The sequence below is a fragment of the Streptomyces sp. NBC_00988 genome, assembly GCF_045162645.1.
In the GTDB taxonomy this organism is placed as follows: domain Bacteria; phylum Actinomycetota; class Actinomycetes; order Streptomycetales; family Streptomycetaceae; genus Streptomyces.
Genome location: NZ_CP108730.1, coordinates 2,332,345 through 2,350,280, shown reverse-complemented (window position 1 = coordinate 2,350,280; position 17,936 = coordinate 2,332,345). Strand labels below are relative to the sequence as shown.

15 protein-coding genes are annotated in these 17,936 nt (G+C 68.2%); 7 read left to right on the top strand and 8 right to left on the bottom strand.

Features of this window, described 5'->3' with window-relative positions; genetic code table 11:
• Positions 1-5: 5 nt before the first annotated feature.
• The 3 genes from OG496_RS10755 to OG496_RS10745 form a co-directional block, all read right to left on the bottom strand.
• On the bottom strand, positions 6-947 hold the full coding sequence (locus tag OG496_RS10755; RefSeq protein ID WP_405970619.1) for a carbohydrate ABC transporter permease: 942 nt from the start codon (positions 945-947) through the stop codon (positions 6-8).
• A complete protein-coding gene (locus OG496_RS10750; RefSeq protein WP_405970618.1) occupies positions 944-1,951 on the bottom strand; it encodes an ABC transporter permease in 1,008 nt (335 codons plus the stop codon). The genes OG496_RS10755 and OG496_RS10750 overlap by 4 nt, the downstream gene beginning before the upstream one ends.
• Before the next feature lie 79 nt (positions 1,952-2,030).
• A complete protein-coding gene (locus tag OG496_RS10745; protein WP_405970617.1) occupies positions 2,031-3,716 on the bottom strand; it encodes an ABC transporter substrate-binding protein in 1,686 nt (561 codons plus the stop codon).
• A 455-nt stretch (positions 3,717-4,171) separates the two neighbouring features.
• Here OG496_RS10745 and OG496_RS10740 point away from each other — a divergent pair, with 455 nt between their 5' ends.
• Both OG496_RS10740 and OG496_RS10735 read left to right on the top strand, forming a co-directional pair.
• The gene (locus tag OG496_RS10740; RefSeq protein WP_405970616.1) at positions 4,172-7,120 is read left to right on the top strand and encodes a glycoside hydrolase family 3 C-terminal domain-containing protein; all 2,949 of its coding nucleotides are present in this window, start codon (positions 4,172-4,174) and stop codon (positions 7,118-7,120) included.
• A 318-nt stretch (positions 7,121-7,438) separates the two neighbouring features.
• On the top strand, positions 7,439-8,692 hold the full coding sequence (locus OG496_RS10735; protein ID WP_405970615.1) for a condensation protein: 1,254 nt from the start codon (positions 7,439-7,441) through the stop codon (positions 8,690-8,692).
• Between the two features lie 86 nt (positions 8,693-8,778).
• Here OG496_RS10735 and OG496_RS10730 read toward each other — a convergent pair whose 3' ends face one another.
• The 5 genes from OG496_RS10730 to OG496_RS10710 form a co-directional block, all read right to left on the bottom strand.
• A complete protein-coding gene (locus OG496_RS10730; protein ID WP_405970614.1) occupies positions 8,779-9,687 on the bottom strand; it encodes a glycine betaine ABC transporter substrate-binding protein in 909 nt (302 codons plus the stop codon).
• A gap of 123 nt (positions 9,688-9,810) precedes the next feature.
• The gene (locus OG496_RS10725; protein ID WP_405970613.1) at positions 9,811-10,245 is read right to left on the bottom strand and encodes a hypothetical protein; all 435 of its coding nucleotides are present in this window, start codon (positions 10,243-10,245) and stop codon (positions 9,811-9,813) included.
• A 178-nt stretch (positions 10,246-10,423) separates the two neighbouring features.
• Positions 10,424-11,068: a hypothetical protein gene (locus OG496_RS10720; RefSeq protein WP_405970612.1), complete on the bottom strand. Its 645-nt coding sequence runs from the start codon at positions 11,066-11,068 to the stop codon at positions 10,424-10,426.
• A 279-nt stretch (positions 11,069-11,347) separates the two neighbouring features.
• Complete coding sequence (locus OG496_RS10715; RefSeq protein WP_405970611.1) at positions 11,348-12,784, bottom strand: ATP-binding protein; 1,437 nt, start codon at positions 12,782-12,784, stop codon at positions 11,348-11,350.
• 3 nt (positions 12,785-12,787) lie between these two features.
• Complete coding sequence (locus OG496_RS10710; RefSeq protein ID WP_405970610.1) at positions 12,788-13,510, bottom strand: response regulator transcription factor; 723 nt, start codon at positions 13,508-13,510, stop codon at positions 12,788-12,790.
• Positions 13,511-13,800: 290 nt separating this feature from the next.
• Between OG496_RS10710 and OG496_RS10705 the strand changes: the two genes are divergently transcribed.
• The 5 genes from OG496_RS10705 to OG496_RS10685 all read left to right on the top strand — a co-directional run bounded on the left by OG496_RS10705 (position 13,801) and on the right by OG496_RS10685 (position 17,853).
• Positions 13,801-14,526 (top strand): GntR family transcriptional regulator, encoded by a 726-nt coding sequence (locus OG496_RS10705; protein ID WP_405970609.1) that lies wholly within the window; start codon positions 13,801-13,803, stop codon positions 14,524-14,526.
• A 104-nt stretch (positions 14,527-14,630) separates the two neighbouring features.
• A complete protein-coding gene (locus tag OG496_RS10700; RefSeq protein WP_405970608.1) occupies positions 14,631-15,719 on the top strand; it encodes an Ldh family oxidoreductase in 1,089 nt (362 codons plus the stop codon).
• Positions 15,716-16,018: a putative quinol monooxygenase gene (locus OG496_RS10695; RefSeq protein ID WP_405970607.1), complete on the top strand. Its 303-nt coding sequence runs from the start codon at positions 15,716-15,718 to the stop codon at positions 16,016-16,018. Before OG496_RS10700 ends, OG496_RS10695 begins: the two co-directional genes overlap by 4 nt.
• A 21-nt stretch (positions 16,019-16,039) precedes the next feature.
• Entirely contained in the window at positions 16,040-16,474 is a 435-nt protein-coding gene (locus tag OG496_RS10690; protein WP_405970606.1) for a cupin domain-containing protein, read from the top strand.
• Positions 16,471-17,853: an NAD-dependent succinate-semialdehyde dehydrogenase gene (locus OG496_RS10685; protein ID WP_405970605.1), complete on the top strand. Its 1,383-nt coding sequence runs from the start codon at positions 16,471-16,473 to the stop codon at positions 17,851-17,853. The genes OG496_RS10690 and OG496_RS10685 overlap by 4 nt, the downstream gene beginning before the upstream one ends.
• Positions 17,854-17,936: the final 83 nt, after the last annotated feature.

Sequence of the window (17,936 nt, the reverse complement as noted above, 5' to 3'; positions counted from 1 at the left end):
ATGCGTCAGCCTTTGATCGCGCCGGTGAGCATGCCCTTGGCCAGGTGCTTCTGCAGGAAGGGGAACGCGATGACGACGGGGAGCAGAGTCAGCACGACCACCGCCATCTGGAGCGACAGCGGCGCCGTCTGCGACTGTCCGCTGCCGAAACCGGAGTTGGTCTGCCCGGGCATGTTGAAGCCGAGGCTGACGTACTGGTACAGCACGTACTGGAGGGGCCACTTCCTGCTGTCGAGCGGCATGTAGAGCATGACGTTGAAGAAGGAGTTCCAGTAACCGACCGCGTAGAACAGGGTGACCACGGCGGTGACCGCCCGTGAGGTGGGCAGCACCACCGACCACAGGATCCGCCACTCGCTCGCGCCGTCCATCCTGGCGGCGTCGATCAGTTCCGTGGCCGTGCCGGCGTAGAAGGCGCGCAGCACGATGATGTTGAACACGTTGACCGCGCTCGGCACGATCAGCGCCCAGTACTGGTCGTATCCGCCCGCTCCCACGACCACCAGGTAGCTGGGGATCAGCCCGGCGCTCACGAACATGGTGACGATCAGCAGCATCAGGATCGTGCGGTGGCCCAGCGAGCCCTTGCGTGACAGCCCGTAGGCGCACAACACCGAGATCACCATCGAGAACAGGGTGCCTACGGCGGTGATGCCGAGGCTCACCACGAGCGCCCGGGCGACCGGGCCGCCGCGCAGGATGGCGTCGTAGGCGTTCACGGTCAGGTCGCCCGGTATGAGGACCATGCCCCCGGCTGTGTTGATCGCCGCCTGGCTGGACAGGCTGGTGATCACCACGGACCACAGCGGCACCAGGATGGCGAGCAGGATGACGACGAGGACGGCTCCCTTTCCGGCCTGACCGGCGGCGGAGGGCGGTTCCTCCCACACCGGGCGGTTGGGGTTGCGGCGGCGGGCAGCCGTCGTGGCTGCGATCGAAATGGTCATCGGCGGTACAGTCCGTCCTCGCCCATGGCGTGTGCGAGCTTGTTGGCGCCCCACAGCAGCAACAGAGAGATGACGCTCTTGAAGATGCCGGCGGCCACGCCGTAGCCGTAGTTGTTGGTGGCGATGCCGTAGTAGAAGGAGAAGGTGTCGAGCACGTCGGCGGCATCGTGCCCGACCGCGGCCCGCTGGATGAGCAGCTGCTCGAATCCGACGCTGAGGATGCTGCCGAGGCGGAGCACCAGCATCAGCACGGCGACGGCGCGGATGCCCGGCAGCGTGATGTGCCACATGCGGTGCCGGCGGTTCGCGCCGTCCACGGCCGCCGCCTCGTAGAGGTTCTGGTCGATCGCGGCGAGCGCGGCGAGGAAGACGATGATGCCCCAGCCGGACTCCTTCCACACGACCTGGGAGGTCACCAGGAGCTGGAAGGTGTGCGGGTCGGTCATGATGTTCCACGGCGTCATGTCGTGGTTGCGCAGGTACTGGTTGAGCAGTCCTGCCCCGCCGATCATCTGCTGGAACAGGGTGATCGTCAGGACCCAGGAGAAGAAGTGGGGGAGGAGGGTGACCGACTGGATGACCGACCGGATCCGGTTGCTCAGTACCGAGTTGAGCAGGAGCGCGAGCATGATCGGCACCGGGAAGAAGAGCACCAGCTGGACGAAGCTGAGCTCCAGGGTGTTGGTCACGGCCTGCCAGAAGAGGGGGTCGCCGAACAACTGGCGGAAGTTGTCCAGTCCGATCCAGTCGCTGTCGATCACTCCGACGAGTGGGTCGTAGTACTTGAAGGCGACGATGTTCCCGAGGATCGGGAAGTAGTTGAAGACCAGCAGCACGACGACGACCGGCAGGGTCATCAGGATCAGGGACTTGTCGCGGCGCAGCCGCATCCCCAGGGTGAGCTTCGGTGCAGTGTCCGTCGGGGCCGCCCTGCGCCAGGCGGTTGTCCGCCGTCGCTCGTGCTGCGGGCTGTCCGGGCTGACTTCGGCGACTGTGGTGTGCACCCTTCCTCCTGAGCTCGGCTCGATCCGCCCGGGCGCTGTTCTCGTCGCGCCGGCGGCTTGGTCACAGCGGGCTTCGCCGTTACTGGTTGGTGCCGTACTTGGCGAGGACCGTGTCCTGGTACCAGCCCGTGAGCCGGTCACCGCCGTTGCGCCGCCAGGTGCTGACCGCCTCCTGGTACGCCGAGACGGGCTTCAGACCGTGGATGACGGAGGTGATGGTGTCCTCGACGGCCTGTCCCGCGGAGCCGGCGTTGTAGCGGCCCGGGACGGAGACGTTCAGGTTCCAGAAGACCGGCTTTGTCGCGGACGGCGCGGTGGCCCTGAGCCAGGCGCACTGCTCCTTGGTGATCTCGGGGTAACCCGGGTTGTTCACCGTGTTCGGGCACGAGGCCAGGAAGGGGTATGCGGCCTGCTGGACGTTCTTCTGCCCGGTACTCGTCGCGGTGGGAATCCCCTTGACCATGTTGTAGTCCACGCCTTTGACGCCGTAGAGGGTCATCGTGTACTCGGCCGAGCCCCACGGCGCCGCCAGGTAGTTGGCCACGGCGAGCAACTCGCGTATCTGGCTCGGCTTCAGGCGTGCGCTGAGATAGCTCACGTAGCCGGTGCCCGCGCCGATGTAGGTGTACGGCTTGGAGTGGCCGTCCGCCGCGAAGACCGCGAGGAGACCGCGTCGGTACTTCTTGTTCGCGGCCTGACCCGACTGCGCGTCGCCGACGCCCCAGGCGCCCATGCCGTCACCCGCGATGAGGGTCTTGCCGGCGTAGAAGCGGGTCTTGCCGTCGTTGACGTTGCCGGCCAGTGCGTCCGGGTTCATGTAGCCGGACTTCGCCAGCTTGTGGTGCCAGGCGAGGGCCTCGAGGATCTCCGGCGTCCGGTACTTGTGGACGAGCTTGCCGCCGTCCACGCGCCACGTCTGGGGCACGCCGAACGCGCAGTTGAAGTACGTCCAGATGTCGTCGAACGCCCAGCGCCCCGCCTTGGCGTCGGTGAGCTCCTTGCCGACGCGCATCAGATCGTCCGCGGACTTGATGTCGGCCGCGCCGATGCCGTGGTCCTCGAACACGTCCTGCCGGTAGAAGATGAGCTGGCTGAAGTTCGTGCCGCTGGTGAAGGACGGGATGCCGTAGAGCTTGTCCTCCCAGGCGCCCGACATCCAGCCGCTGCTGGGGATGGCCGCCAGGTTGGGGTATTCCCTGGCGTTGTCACCGGACAGGTAGGGCGTCAGGTCGGCCAGGTGCCGGCCCACCAACTCCCCGGTCCGCACCTGGTCGTTCATCCAGGTGGGTATCTGCACCCAGTCCGGGAGCTTGTCGGCGGCGGAGAGCGTGGCGAGGGCCGTGGCGTAGGTGTTGCCGTTGCCGGGCTGCATCTTGATCGTGGTGCCCAGCGCCTTGGACATGGCCTGGTAGAACTGGTTGTCGGCGGACGGAATGGTGCCCCACGTCGGCGTGCTCGACGTGTAGTGACCACCCTTGCCCGGCGTCTTCTTCACCGTGGTGACCGGCTCGGAGGGAAAGGCGAGGTAACCCGGCTCGGTGACCGCGCCGTTGGAGAGTCTGACGGAGGCGATGTCGGGCTTGGCGACCGTGCTGGGCATGTAGGCGGGCAGTACGGCGGCCAGGCCCTTCTTGCTGTTGGTGCCGCCCTTGCCGCTGTCTGAGGCGCCTCCGCCGCACGCGGTCAGCAGCGGGGAGAGTGCGGCGGCGCCCGCTACGCCGGCGGCGGTTCGCAGAGCGGTTCGGCGGTTCATTTCGATGCTCATGGCTCGTTGGCGGCCCTTCGTCTTCGAGGATCCGACCGGCGGGCGGACCGGCACGGAGGTGTCCGGTGGCCCGAGGCCGGAAAGGGTGGTGAAAGTCCGCGTCGATGCGCTTCGACGTTTCGGTGACAGTAACGGCGTGTTTCCGAGGGCGACAACGCTTCGCGCAGGTCACTTTTCGGTAACAGGCGCGATATGGGGCCGTGTCACCCGATGCCTGCGGTAGAGCAACATCCATGGTGACCGGCCGTTTTCACCCGACCCTCGCCGGGCCGCGGTGCGACCGGAAACGGAGACTGTGACGGGCAGGTGGCCGGTGATTGACACATGGCTGAGCGTCATGTCAACGTCGAAGCGCTTCGACTCCACAACCGAGCGTGTTCGCGGATATCCATCGCTGCCTCGGGGTCGAGCCGCCAACTCCTTCTTCGTTCACCCCTCCTGCAAGGGATCTCCAGGTGAGTACCGCTTCCGTGCCTTCTGAGCTGACGCCCGTCACCGGCGTTCCGTTTCGTGACTCCGCTCTACCATTCGATGAGAGAGTCGACGACCTGCTCTCCCGACTGACGCTCGACGAGCGCATCGAACTGCTCTATCAGTACTCCTCAGGAGTCCCACGCCTCGGCGTGGCACCCTTCAAGACCGGCACCGAAGGGTTGCACGGAGTGGCCTGGCTGGGACCGGCCACCGTCTTCCCGCAGGCCGTGGGCCTCGGCGCCACCTGGGACGAGGAGCTGCTGCGCCAGGTCGCCACGGCGATCGGCGCCGAGGCCCGCGCCTTCCACCAGCGGGGCCCGGCGGACGGCTACCGGAGCAGCCTGCAGGTGTGGGCCCCGGTCGTGAACCTGCTGCGCGACCCGCGCTGGGGCCGTAACGAGGAGGGGTACTCGGAGGATCCGGTCCTCACCGGTCGGCTGTCCGACAGCTTCTGCCGTGGGCTGGCCGGAGACCACCCGGTCTACCTGCGGACGGCGCCACTCCTCAAGCACTTCCTGGCCTACAACAACGAGGACGAGCGCGACACGACCTCCTCCGGGTTGCCTCCCAGGGTGCTGCACGAATACGACCTCGCCGCTTTCCGCCCCGCGATAACGTCCGGTGCCGCCACCGGCGTCATGCCGGCCTACAACCTGGTCAACGGCCGCCCCTGCCACGTCAGTCCGCTGATCGAGACCGAGGCGCGGCGCTGGGCCGAACCCACCGGGCACGAACTCTTCGTCTGCAGTGACGCGGGGGCCGTTCCCAACCTGGTCGATTCGGAGCACTACTTCGACGACCACGTCGAGTCCCATGCTGCGGCGGTGCGAGCCGGTGTGGACAGCATCACCGAACAGCGTGAGGACGGCAGCGTCATCCTCGGCCGGCTCCGCGCGGCGGTCGAACGCGGGCTGCTGACCGAGGCCGACGTCGACCGCGCCGCGCGGCGCCACCTGTCGATCCGCTTCCGCCTCGGTGAGTTCGATCCCGAGCTCGACCCCTACGCCGACATCCGTGACGAGGCCGTGGACAGCCCGGACCACCGCGCGCTCGCGCTGCGCGCCGCCACGGAATCGGTGGTGTTGTTGAAGAACGACGGCGCACTGCCGCTGTCACCGGCCGTCGGCCAGCGGGTGGCGCTTGTCGGTCCGCTGACGGACACCCTTTTCGAGGACTGGTACAGCGGCACCATGCCCTACCAGATCACGGTCGCCACGGGGCTGGGGGTGGCACTGCGGGAGCGTGGTGCCGAGCTGGTGTGCGCGGAAGGAGTTGACCGGATCACTCTGCGGGCCGCCTCCACGGGGGGCTTCCTGCGCGTTCCGGCGTTCGACCCGGGTGGGCCGATGGTGGCTGCGGCCCTCACCGACGAGGAGCGGGAGACAGGCGACCATGCCTGCCACGACCTGTTCGACTGGGGCGAGGGAGTGCTGACACTCCGCAACGCGGTCACAGATCGCTACGTGAGCCTCAGGGATGCCGACCTCACTCTCGCAGCCGACCAGGCACAGCCGAACGGCTGGTTCGTCCAAGAGACTTTCCAGCTGGAGCCGCAGCCGGACGGCACTGAACTGCTGCGCAATATCAGCAACGGCCGGTACGCCGTAGTGGACCCCGCCACCGGCCGGATCACCCTCGCCGCCGAGGCCCCCGAGGACGCGGAGCGCTGGACCCGCACGATCGTCCGGAGCGGCATCGCCGACGCGGTCGCGGCAGCCACGGCGGCCGACGTCGCCGTCGTCGTCCTCGGAAACGATCCCCACATCAACGGCCGCGAGACGCAGGACCGCGTCGGCACGTCCCTGCCGCCCGTGCAGGAAGCCCTGCTGCGCGCCGTCGCCACCGCGCGTCCCGAATCGGTGCTGATCGTGATGAGCAGTTACCCCTACGCCGTCGACTGGGCGGACCAGCACCTGCCCGCCGTGGCGTGGACATCCCACGGCGGGCAGGAGACGGGCACGGCACTCGCCGCCGTACTGCTCGGCGAAGCCGAACCCGCGGGACGGCTCCCGCAGACCTGGTATCGGGCGGACGACCCGTTGCCCGACCGCCTCGACTACGACGTCATCGGCGCCGGCTGGACGTACCAGTACCACGAGGCCGCGCCGCTGTACCCCTTCGGGCACGGCTTGTCCTACACGAGCTTCGGCTACTCCGATCTGCGGTTGTCCGCCCTGGAGGCGGCGCAGGACGGGGCCGTGACGGTGAGCGTGGAGCTCGCCAACACCGGAACGCGCACCGGCACCGAGACCGTACAGCTCTACACCCGCGCGCTCGCCGCCCGCCACCAAGCGCCCAGGGTCAGGCTCACGGACTTCCGTAAGGTCACCCTCGCCCCCGGCGAGCTGCGACGGCTGGAGTTCAGTGTGCCCGTCGCGTCACTCGCCCACTGGTCCGTCTCGGCGGGCGCCTTCGTCGTGGAGCCGGGGCCGTACGAGATCCTCGTCGGCCGTTCCGCCGAGGACACAGCCCTCACCGTCCCCTTCACCGTGACCGGCCCGACGCTTCCTCCGCGAGCTGTCGTCGGAACGCGACTGCAGGCCATCGACTTCGACGAGTGCGTCGGCGCCACACTGGTGGACGCCGCCCGGGGCCGGGGCGAGGCGGTCACTGCCGCACCCGGTGCTTCTCGCTGCGAACTGCTGTACCGCTCGGTCGACCTGGGCGGCTCGATCGAAGGGCCGCTCGTCCTCACGGCCGAGGTCTCCCGTCATGCGGAGGGGGACGCGTCCGTGCAGATCTACGCGGACGGCGGTCCCGGAGCCGGCACCCTGGTCGCCGACGTCCACGTGCCCGCCGATTCGGGCGACCGGTACGACTGGTGCTCGGTCAGCGCATCGATACCCGTGCGGGCGAGGGGAGTTCACGATCTGCGTGTCGTACTTCGGGGCGCTGCCCACCTTGCCGCGATGCGGTTCGGCACCCCATGACGGCAAGGATTGCCCAACCGCACCGGTCCAAGGCTCCCGGGCCTTGACGCGGGCGGACCGCGCGGATCTATTCTCAGCCTGAAGGTGGAGCGTCGGCCTCCAGTCACGTCGTCGCGCTCCCGGACGACGGTCACGAGGCGCGTCGCGTCACCGACGTACTGGAGGAAAGCTGAGGCCGGTATGCGGCAGATCGCACGCCATGACGTCGTCTTCGCAGCCGGCACCGCCGGTACGCACGAACTGACCTGGTCTCAGAAGGCACACCAACGCGAAGGGTGCCGGCCCCATCTCCACGGAGCCCGTAACAGGAGCGTCCGGATGGCGCTGGCACTCGACGGTACGCCCGACATGGCCGCGGTCCTGCACGGCATCGCTGCGGTCGTTGCGCAATTCGAGGCTCTGCGCACGCTGTACCCGCGTGACATGGACGGGCGTTCACGCGCGGTGGTCGTGCCCTCCGGCGTTCTCCAGGTCGACGAGTACGGTTCCGAGGCTCCGGCTGACGGCGACGAGCTGAACAAGCTCGCAGTCGGCATGGCAGACCTGGGATTCGCCGCGGACGAACTGCCGTTGCGGGTCGCGGTGGTGACGGTGGACGGCAGACCCACCCAGATAGTGCTGTCCCTGCACCACTTCTCGGCGGACACCACGGCTGCCCGGCTCGTGGCCGGGCACATCGTCCGGCTGGCCGCCGACCCGGGCGCCGACCTCGGCTCCGGTTGGCATCCACGGCAGATCGCGGACTTCGAGGCCAGCCCGTCGGGGCTGCGTCACGCCCATCGGGTGGATGCCCACGACCGGGCCCTGCTCAGACAGTCCTCCATGCCCGATCTGAAGGCGCCGTCCAGGTGCGGCGGGGACGCGGTCTACAACCTCGTATGCCTCGACTCGACGGCGGTCGCGCTCGCGGCGGCGAGTCTGGCGAAGCAGTACCGGACATCCGTGGCCGCTGTCCTCGAAGCCGCCTACGCGTGCGCGCTCGCCGAGCACCTCGGCATCCGCAGGGGCGTCTTCAACACCGTGACCGCCAACCGGCAGACCGCTTTCGCCCGCGAGGCGGTGGCCCATCTCGCCGGCAGGGTCCTCGTCCCGGTCGACACGTCCATGGGCGCCGACCGGTTCCCCGCGCTGTGCCGGGCCGTCGAAGCGGCCCTCGTCAGGTCTCCGTCCGTCAGCCTGCGGGATCCTGACCGCTACGCCAGGTCCTTGGCCGACGTCTCGTCCGAGTTGGGCCGCTCCGCGCACAGCCCGTACTGGGTCAACATCCGCCCGATCGCACCCCGGGCGCTGATCCGGGCCCGTCCGGACGCGGTGCGGGAGATCGAGCGATCTGTGGAGTCCAGCCGGTACGGACGATTCCCCGGGCCGGCCGACTCGTACTCCGAAAAGCTCTCCTTCGATGTGTGGAGCGTGTCGGAGACAGCCGGAATCAGCCTGGGGACGGACTCCACGTCGTTCGCCGCGGCGGACCTGGAACAGATACTGATGCGTTTCGAAGGGCTGTTGGTCGGAGCCGTGGTCGGTGGGCACGTGGAACGCGGCGGCTGCCGCTACTCCACGAGTCGATCGTAGGCGTCCACCGCGGAGCCCCGTCCGCCCGAGACCGGCGCCTGTCTGAAGGGGCGCCGTACGACGTCACTCCGTAGCCGGAGACCCCCTCAGTGCCGGACCAGACGGCGACTCTCGAGCCAGTTCCGTGCCGCCTGCTCTGGGTTCTCGGCGGTCGTGAGCGCCGCGAGTTCCTTCGTGGTCAGTGCCTTGTTGATCTTCGCGAGTGCCTTTCGCGTCGCCAGATCGGCGTACGGGGCGCTGATCAGGGGGAAGACATGCTCGCTCGGCATGATCTGCTGAGGGTCCGTGAGCACCACCCAGTGGTTGCGGATGATCGCTGGATCGGTACCGAGGAGGGCGACCACGTCTGCCGTACCGTCGGCGAGGGCCGCGCGGCTCGCCGGGCCGGCCACGTCCAGGGTGCGGACGGAGCCGAAGGCGAAGCCGTAGTCCGTCTGGACGTCGGCAAGGGTGCCGAGTTCGGGGTCGGTGTTCGGGGCACCGCCGAAGATCAGACGGTGTTTGGGCTTCTTGAGGTCTGCGATGCTGCGCAGCTTGTACCGGTCGGCGGTGCGACGGGTGACGACGAAGACATCGGCACGTTGCGCGGACGCGGGGGCGAGCGCGGTGACTCCGGGCGGGAGAGCCATACTGAGAGTCGCCGCCATGTTGCCGTCCACGCGCTGACCACCGGACATGGTGCGCAGCAGGGCGCCTTCGTAGGCCGGGGCCAGGGAGACCTTGCCCGCCGTGACCGCCTCCGCCGTGTCGGCCGGGGTGGCGTATCCGGGCTTCAGCCGGACTTCCTTCCCTGCCGCGGTCAGCAACTGGCTGTAGAGCTGCCCCATGACCCGGCTCTCGGCCGTGCGGTCGACGGCGATCGACATGGTGCCCGCTCCGTCCACAGCGCCACTGCGGGTGCCGGAGGTGTCGTCGGTGGCACAGCCCGTGACGGACACGAGCGCGACAAAGGCCATGGAGAACGCCCGACCGGTGCGGCGAATTCCTGAATTCACGGTTCTCCACCTTGTGCGGGGAATTGCACAGAAGCTAGTGCCGAAATATGGGGCCGCCCGCCCCGGACAGACGGGGGGAGTTTCCGGGGCGGACGGAGTCGATGAGAGGGCGCGGAGAAAACTCTAGTTGGTCCAGAACCCGCAGTAGTAGATGTTCGTGTCGTGAGCGTCCGAGTGCGGGGAGAGTCCCTCGACCCAGGAAATGGGAAGGCACAGCGGCATGAGACCGGGGTTGTTCGAGGGCGGTGTGGGATACACCTTCTTGTTCCCGTGGGCCGTGGGGAGGGTGCCCGCCCAGACGCGGATCTCCAGTTTCCGGGTGTCGGTCGTGGTGTTGACCGTGCACGCGTAGTCGCTCGGGTGCTTGACACCCCAGTAGCACCAGCCGTCGTGGCCGGCCTTGACGTTGGCGTAGTCGTTGTAGAAGCGGGTGATCTTGCCGTTCAGGGTGCCGTCGAGCTGGTAGACCTGCGTCGCCGCGAACGCCTGGCCGACGGACAGGGACAGGGCCGTTGCCATCACCCCGACAGTCAGGGCACGGCGAAGGGACTTGCGCATGGAATCCTCCTGGACCGGGCCCGGCGGAGTCACCGGGCCGGACGGGCTGCGGGTATGCGGACTGACGTCCGGTTGCCTTCGCGGGGAAGGCGGTTGCGGTCAGAAGGACCGCGTACACGGAATCCAGGACGGGGCGGGTACGCGGTCACATCGCGGCGGAGCCGGGACCAACTCGGGTTCAGCAGTTCCGCGCCTTGCGCTCGGCGGTGGTCATCGCGCGGTTCTGGAAGGAGACATAGCCGGCGTTCGGCTTGTCGACATTGAATCCCGACTGGAGGAAGTCGTAGACGTACCAGTAGTAGTGGCCGTAGTACTTCGAACCGAAGTGGAGCTCGTACCAGCCGCTGGCCTGCTGCTTGGAGGTACCGCGGGTGATCCAGCCGACGTTCTTGGCGGGGATGTGGAGCGTGTTCGTCTCCGTGTCGGTGTGGCTCGTGGTCCAGTCGTGACCGTAGGTGCCCTCGACCGAAGCCTCGAAGACCTCGGTGAACTTCAGGCCGGCCTTGACGCTGACGCTCACACTGTTCGTCTCGCTGGTGGTGTCCGACCAGCTGATCGAGTGGTCGTTGGTGAGGGTGCCGCAGTTGTACGCCGTGGTGCCGACCTGGTGTTCCGGTCCGATGTACGTGGTGTAGGACTGCGGGTGGAAGGTGCAGACGTCGGCCCATGCGCATGCGGACAGCAGATCGGCGCTGGTGGGGCTGTCGGCGGCGACGGCCTGTGGGGCCATCAGCAGCCCGCCCAGCAGGGCAAGGGAGACGGCGGTTCCCGCTGTGCGGATACGGCGGCCGATGGACGTGTTCTCGCTGTGATGGGACAGCATGATGCTCCGTGGAAACGGGGGAATTTCAAGCCGGGTGAACGGCTCCGACTTGGCCGACTAAGTATCGGCGCGGTCAATATCCCGGATTCATCGGGGCGGGGTCAACGGGAATGGGGGTGTCTGAAATGAATAACGCGTAAACAGATCCACGGAATCACGGAAAGGGAAACACGTCCAGCGCCGACGGTTTTCAATAATGCTTGAAAAGCGCGGCGTTTCATTGACTTCATCCAACACTCTCTGGCCACCCGAACCATCAGCGTTTGATCAGAATCAAGCTCAGAGTTCGATCAGAGTCCGCGTTTCACTCTTCGGCGATGACGCGAGCACGGCGGGAAGACGTACGCGAAACCACGCGCCCTGCACCGAGGACTCGACGGTCACCGAGCCGCCGTGGGCGCGGGTGATGGCCGCGACGATGCTCAGCCCGAGCCCGCTGCCCCGTCCGTCCTCGGGCTCTCCCGGGGACGGCTGCGACCCGCTGACCCTGAAGAAGCGCTCGAAGACCCGCTCATGAAGCACCACGGGAATGCCCGGCCCCTCGTCGGTCACATCGAGGACGCACTCGTCGCCGGTGCTGGCGAGCCGCAGTTCACCGGTAACCCCGGGCCGGGTATGTGCCGCGATGTTGGCCAGCAGGTTGGTCACCACCTGCCGCAGCCGGTGCGGATCGCCCTGCACCAGGTGCTGCCCGGCCTCCACGACACAGGTCAACGGGTGTTCAGGGGCGGCGACTTGGGCATCGGCCACCGCCTCCTGGCAGAGTTCGCCCAGGTCGACCCTGTGCCGTTCCAGTGGCCTGCCCTGGTCGAGACGGGCCAGGAGCAGCAGTTCGTCGACGAGCAGTGACATTCGGCCGGCCTCCTTCTGCACCCGTTCCATCGCCTGGTCCAGTTGCAGCGGATCGTCCAGCGCGCCGAAGCGGACCAGCTGGGCATAGCCGGAGATCGCAGTCAGGGGAGTACGCAGTTCGTGACTCGCGGCCGCGACGAAGTCGCGTAGCTCCGTCTCAGCCTTGCGTCGGCGCCGGAACTCGCTCTCGATGCGGGTCAGCATCGAGTTGAAGGCGTCAGCCATGTGCTGGGCTTCGTCCGGCTGGTCGGGGACCTCGACGCGGTGCGACAGGTCGCCGTCGACCGTGGCGATCCGGCGGGCGGTGCGGGTGACCCCGCGCATGGGCGCGAGCGTGCGGCGGCTGAACCACAGCGAACCGACCACCACCGCGCCGATCAGCGGCAGGCTGATCGCGGCCTCGATGGCCACCAGGAAGTCCATGGTGGCGTCGTCCTCGACGAGCGCCATGGCCGTCACCAGGTAGCGGTCGTCGGGCAGTTTGTTCACGTAGGCCCGGAAACCTCCGCCGCCCAATGAGTGCGGGCCCCCGCTGTCGGCGAACCGGTGCAGTTCGTCCGGTGACAAGGAGACCTTCGCCGCAGTCACCTGAGCGCCGACGGACCTCGACTCGATGTCACCGTCGGCGTCCAGCAGGAGAATCAGGCAGGTCGTCTGCGCGGGTGAGAGCGGCCGCCCTTGCTTCAGTTCGGCCAACCTGTTGTTGCGGATGTAGCCCAGCTGACGGTCGGTCCGGTCCTGCAACTGGTGTCGGAGAGCCCACACCGAGGACATGTCGGCGACTCCGACACCGACCCCGGTGACGAGGACGAAGCCTAGCGCCAGCCTGACGAGCAGGGAACGCGGGCCGCGCCGGAGAACCATCGCTCAGTCCTCCGCGGGGATCTCGGCCCCGGCGCCACGGATCAGGTATCCGACACCGCGGACCGTGCGTATGAGTGACTGATCGGTGTCCCCCAGCTTCCGCCGAAGGTAGTAGACGTACGTCTCCACGATGCCGGACTCGCCGTTGAAACCGTACTGCCAGACCGTGTCCAAGATCTCTGCTTTGGACGTCACCTTGCCGGCATTCTGCATGAGGTGCTGCAACAGGGCGAACTCGGTGGTGGAGAGCTGCACTTGCTGACCGTGCCGCCACACCTCGTGGGTGGACCGGTCCAGCTCCACCCATCCCGCGCGCAGTCGGCCACGGGGCGGCTGGGACGGCTGGGAGCGCCGCAGCAGAGCGTGGATACGTGCCACGACCTCGTTGAGGTCGAACGGTTTCGTGACGTAGTCGTCTCCGAGGGACAGCCCGTGCACCTTGTCCTCCGCGGCGTCCCGCGCGCTCAGGAAGAGCACGGGAGCATCGATGCCCGCCTCCCGGAGGCGGCGGCACACCTCGAACCCGTCCACGTCGGGAAGGACCACGTCGAGCAGGACGACATCGGGAGGGCTGAGGCTCGCCGATGTCAGCGCCTGATTCCCGGTCGAGGCGGCCACCACGTCGAAGCCGAGGAAACCCAGTGCGACGCCGAGCATGGAACTGATACTTGCGTCGTCCTCCACCGTGAGCACGGCGGGTCTGCGGACGGAAGGAGAAGTGAGCATCGACAGGGCCCCCGAGGAGTTTGGTGAGTCCGCGCTCGCACAGCGAGAGGAAGCGGATAGTCGGAAGGACATGAGCACATTAGCCTCGATTCGGCAGCGGAGTTCGGCCGCTGATCGGTTCGCCCGAACTGTCCTCCTTCCTGGACCTTGTCGGCGTGTGTGGGGTCCGGTCGTCAGGTCGCGGCTGTTGCCGAGCTTTTCGTTGGGCGTCCTTCCGTGCTCCCCCAGGTCTGTCCGGCGGCGCTAGGCTGTATACACGTCGATATGTGCAACTGACTACAGGGAGCGATATGGCTCGGGCGACCGGGAAGAGCGAAGCTGTCTACGAGCGGCTCAGGCAGGACATCGAGTCGCTGCGGCTCAAGCCTGGGGCCAAGTTGAGCGAGATCCAGCTCGGTGAGGAGCTGGGGGCTTCCCGTACACCGGTGCGCGAGGCCATCCGGCGGCTGTCGCGTGAGGGGCTGGTCGATTTCGTTCCGGGTGAGGTGGCCCGTGTGGCAGCCCTTTCGTTGGGTGGAGTCCGGTCCCTGTTCGAGTTCCGGATGCTGCTGGAACCGGAGGCGGCTGCTCAGGTGGCCGCGCGAGGACGGGAGCAGGAAGGGGTTGTCGAGCCGTTCCGGAAGCTACTCGCCGAGCTGGATGACTTCGAGGAGTCGTTCCGGGCCATGGACGCCGCCCGACAGGCCCAGTCCTTCCAGGACTTCTACACGCTGACGGAGAGCTTCGATCAGCACGTCATCGCGACCTGCCGTAACCCCTACCTGGCCCGTACCGTGCGAGACCTGCGCAGCCAGACCGTGCGCCTGCGTCACCTGTCCCACAGCGGACCGCGCCGGATGTTGACTTCCCTCGACGAGCACCGCGCGATGCTCAGGGCGATCGTCGGCGGCGACGCGGCGGGGGCGTCGGCCGCCTGCCGTCATCACCTCGCTCAGACACTGCAGGCGCTGATCGACAGCCTGACCGGGCGGAACGCCGACTCTGGCGTCGAAGTGCAGCTCGACGCCGTGAGCTGAGCCGCTCCCTTGGGGCAGTACCGGATTTGAGCAGACCCTGGGGTTATTTCTTTGCACCCTGTGATGTATACAGGGGTGGATACATTTACTGAAGGCGAGGCCGCATGATGCCGCACACCGTCAAAGCCGCAGACCTGCTGGAGTTCGCTTCGGCGGCCACCGAAGCCCATGGAGTTCCCGCCGACGATGCCCGGCTGCTCGCCGACACCCTGGTGACGGCCGAGCTGTGGGGGCACGCCTCCCACGGAATGCTGCGTCTGCCGTGGTACCTGGCCAGGATCAGCAGCGGCGCCACGACGGCCGTCGCCGCTCCTGAAGTGGTGAGCGACAGCGGGGCCGTGGCGGTCATCGACGGCCATGACGGTCTCGGCCAGGTCCTCACGGACCTCGCGGTGGACGAAGGCGTACAACGCGCGCGGCGGCACGGGATCAGTGCGGTCGCCGTCCGCAACTCCGGTCACTTCGGTACGGCCGCGTACTTCACCCGTAAGGCCGCCGAGCGGGGCTGCGTGGCGTTGCTGGCCACCAACGCCAGCCCGGCGATGGCCCCTTGGGGCGGGCGGGAGAAGCGGGTCGGCACCAACCCGTGGTCGATCGCCGCGCCCGGCGGCCGCTTCGGCACCGTGGTGATGGACATCGCCAACACCGCGGTGGCGCGCGGGAAGATCTACCACGCCAAGGAGCGCAACGAGCCCATCCCGGAAGGCTGGGCCGCCGACGCGGACGGGGTGGCGACCACCGATCCACGCAGGGCGATCGACGGCCTGATCCTGCCGATGGCCGGACACAAGGGCTATGCCATGTCCTTCATGTTCGACGTGCTCGCGGGCGTGCTGACCGGCAGTGCCTTCGGCTCCCAGGTCGTGGGCCCCTACCAGCCGACCGGCCGCAGCGGCGTGGGGCACCTGCTGATCTGCATCGACATCCGCGCCATGGCCGATCCGGCCGAGTTCGAGCAGCGGATGGAAGCCCTCGTCGACGACACGAAGTCCACCCCCGCCGCCCCCGGCACCCAGGAGATCTTCGTCCCGGGCGAGCCCGAGATCCGCACCGCCGAGCGGCTGCGCACCGAGGGCATCACGGTCGTGGACGACACCTGGTCCTCCCTCGCCCGCATCTCCGCGTCGACGGGCGTCGCCCTGCCCGTCCCCCTGACCGACTCCACCTCGACCCCACAGGAGCTTTCCGCATGATCGCGCTGACCGTGTCCCTCCACGTCGTCCCCGGCCGCCGCGACGACTTCCTCAAGGCCATCGAGGAGAACGCCGAGCGTTCCTTCTCCGACGAGCCGGGCTGCCGCTACTTCGACGTGGTGTGCGACCTGGACGACGACCACCACTTCGTCTTCCACGAGCTGTACGACGACGAGGCGGCGGTGGAAGCCCACCGCACCGCCCCGCACTTCAAGGTGTGGCGCGAGGCCGCGGCCAAGTACGTCGTGCCCGGCAGCCAGGTCAACACCCTCTCCCGCCGCCTCTTCCACCACTCCTGACGCCCCGAACGGAGCCCTCATATGTGTAACCGGCCCGCAGAGCCGAACCTGCTCATCCGCCCCGACCAGGTCGAGCGCTTCGACCGCGGCGGTGGCGTGGCAACCATCCCCTACGTGGGCAAGTGGAACTCCGAGAAGGCCGTCATCACCACCGGCCAGACCGTCTTCCAGCCCGGCAACGGCCTTCCCCTGCACAGCCACAACGTCGAGGAGTCCGTCCTGATCCTCGAAGGCGAGGCCACCGCCGAAATCGACGGCGAGTACTTCGACCTCGAGACCGGCGACGCCACCTGGGTGCCGGCCGGCACCCCGCACCGCTTCTTCAACCGCGGCGAGGGCGTCATGCGGATCTACTGGGTCTACGGCGGTCGGGACGTCACCCGCACCATCACCGCCACCGGCGAGACCTTCGAGCACCTGTCCGCCGGCGACAAGGGAGGGGCGCCCACCACATGAGCACCATCCAGACCGTCAACCCCGCCACCGGGCAGCCGATCACCAGCTACGAAGCGTGGGACGCCGAACGCATCGAAGCGGCTGTCCAGCGCGCCCGCGCCGCCAGCCGCGCCTGGGCGCTCGTCCCGGTGACCGAGCGGGCCCAGCGGGTCGCCCGCCTCGGCCAGACCCTGCGCGCCCACGCCGACCAACTGGCCGACCTCGCCGCGCAGGAAATGGGCAAGCCGCTGGCCGAGGCCCTGGGCGAGGTCGAGAAGTCGGCGCTGACCGCCGACTACTACGCCCAGAACGGGCCGGGCATCCTCGCCGACGAACGCGTCGCCATCGACGGTGCCGAGACGTGGATCGCCTACGAGCCCATCGGCCTGGTCCTGGCCGTCATGCCCTGGAACTTCCCCGTCTGGCAGGTCATGCGCTTCGCCCTGCCCTCCCTGATGGCGGGCAACGGCATCCTGCTGAAGCACGCCTCCAACGTCACCGGCAGCGCGCTCGCCCTGCAGGAACTGTGCGTCCAGGCAGGACTGCCCGAACACCTGGTCACCGCTCTGCTGATCGCCGAGGCGGACGTCCCCGACGCCACTGCCCGGCTCATCGAGGACGACCGCATCGCCGCCGTCACCCTCACCGGAAGCAACCGCGCCGGCGCGGCCGTGGGCTCGGCCGCCGGACGCGCCGCGAAGAAGTCGGTCCTCGAACTCGGCGGCTCCGACGCGTTCGTCGTGCTCGCCGACGCCGACATCGAGCGGGCCTCCGCGGCCGCGGTGAAGGCCCGCTTCGCCAACTCCGGCCAGAGTTGCGTGTGCGCCAAGCGGTTCATCGTCCACCAGGACGTGGCCGACGTCTTCACCGACGCCTTCGTCGCCGCTGTCCAGGACCTGCGGACGGGAGACCCCCGCGAGCCCGGCACCCAGGTCGGCCCCCTCGCCCGGGACGACCTGCGCGGGGCCATCCAGCGGCAGGTCGAGGAGTCCGTCGCCGCCGGCGCCCGTCTGCTCACCGGAGGAAAGCCGCTGCCGAGCGACGGCTACTTCTACCAGCCCACCGTCCTCGCCGACACCCAGCCCGGCATGCCGGCCTTCGACGAGGAGACCTTCGGCCCCCTGGCCGCCATCGCCATCGCCGCCGACGACGACGAGGCCGTCCGGCTGGCCAACGCCACCAGCTTCGGCCTCGGACTGAGCGTGTGGACAACCGACCTGGCGCGCGGCATCGAGGTGGCACGCCGCATCACCAGCGGCGCCGCGTTCGTCAACGCGATCGTCGCCTCCGACCCGCGCCTGCCTTTCGGCGGCACCAAGCGCAGCGGCTACGGTCGCGAACTGGCGAGTGCGGGGATCCGGGAGTTCACCAACATCCGCACCTACTGGGTCAGCGCCTGACCGGGGCTTGACCGGCTCGCACGACCACGACGACCTGTCCGCCCGCGCTCGGCGGACAGGTCGTCGTGCTGCCCGAAGACCGG